This window comes from Streptomyces tailanensis (assembly GCF_008386495.1).
In the GTDB taxonomy this organism is placed as follows: Bacteria; Actinomycetota; Actinomycetes; order Streptomycetales; family Streptomycetaceae; genus Streptomyces; species Streptomyces tailanensis.
In genome coordinates this window covers 1-1333 of record NZ_VTHJ01000176.1, presented here as the reverse complement: position 1 = coordinate 1333, position 1333 = coordinate 1, and the positions used below count along the sequence as shown (strand labels likewise).

The 1333-nt window shown below is 59.9% G+C and carries 2 protein-coding genes; both read left to right on the top strand.

Annotation, left to right across the window (positions count from 1 at the left end; all coding sequences use genetic code 11):
* On the top strand, positions 1-742 hold a 742-nt coding region (locus tag F3T56_RS46830), incomplete at its 5' end, for a hypothetical protein (protein ID WP_172639500.1).
* Positions 742-1140, top strand: a complete 399-nt coding sequence (locus F3T56_RS45905; RefSeq protein ID WP_149831375.1) for a hypothetical protein — start codon at positions 742-744, stop codon at positions 1138-1140. The genes F3T56_RS46830 and F3T56_RS45905, both read left to right, overlap by 1 nt.
* The last annotated feature ends 193 nt before the right edge of the window (positions 1141-1333 follow it).

Genomic DNA, 1333 nt, shown 5'->3' with positions numbered 1-1333 from the left:
GAAGACCGGCACGGTCGACCCCTCCAAGGGCACCGCCAGCACCAGCAGCACCGGCACGACCACCAGCGGCGGCAACAGCGGCGGGGACGAAGGCGCAGTGCAGGGGAAGCCCGAAGGATGCGCATCCTGGGGAGTTTTTTCCGGTGTCTGCTCAACCGTCGGTGAAGCGTTCTACGGTGTAGTCAGCAATGTTCCGCACACGGCGGAATACGCTGGCTGGATCTTTGACAGTGACTGCCGGGGAGGGGGCGGGCCCGGATCGCCTGGCTGCGACTACGGAGCCCAGTTTGATAACTGGGTGGCAGGCCACGGCTATGACATCAATAGCGACACCTATCAGGTTCCCAGCGCGCTCGCTGCGATCTTTGGTCACCGAACCGGACCTATGAGGCCTGGTCCCAAGAGCGTCTGGCTTGACCGGCATGGTCGCCTGACTAACGGTACTTACACGGTGGACAATGAGAAGATGGCGAAACACTTGCCTGGTCGTGAGGTCGCTGGCAGGAGTGTCTTCCTCAAGGGTGTAGACGCGGAGAAGGCTGCACTCGATGCAGCCAAATTCGCTGATAAAAATAATCTCTGGACAGGGGATCAGAATCAGAAGGCGAAGGTATACGTGGAGAACGGTCCGATTGGTGTCGTCGGGAGAACCGGAGAGCTTACCAGCTACATCAACGTCTATAGAAAGGTAACCAAGCAAGGGGTTACCATCATCCACGCTTCCCCGGGCGGTGCTCCCTGATGGACGTATCGGAAGTGGTAATGCGTGCTGCGGGGCGCGGTGAAAACTGGTCATGGCTCCACTCGAAGAGGGTCATGGAGGAGTTGGCTGCGCACGGCAAGCTGCTGCTCAACTGGGATTGGGAGGCCGAGGAAGGGTGGGGGTCCATCATGCGCGAGGGAAGCGAAGAGGCCATCATCTCGGGGAGCTTTCCGTTGTGTATAGCGATTTCTGATTCGCCATGCGCTCAAATGGCAATGGAATTGGGGTGTGAAGTCATCGAAATATCGTCTTGGGTGACTCCTGAACTCTGCTGCAGTCGAGAAGCCCTCACGCATGCATTTGGATATCCCGTAGGGTTTTCCTCGATGGATGCAGTGAAGTTTTCTGCGCATGATCTCTGGTATGCGACCGTGTGACGTCCAGCGGCATACGGCAGGCTCGTTCGGCACCTTCACACTGACCCGGCCTTCGCGGTCTGCAGCTGGGCACCAGCACGCTCGCTGCGGATGCCGCGACCCAGGCGGTCACCAAGCGGTACACGACCCCGTTCGGTGCCCCGCGCGAGGGTGGGGCCGGCATTTGGCCCGACGACAAGGCGTTCCTCGGCGC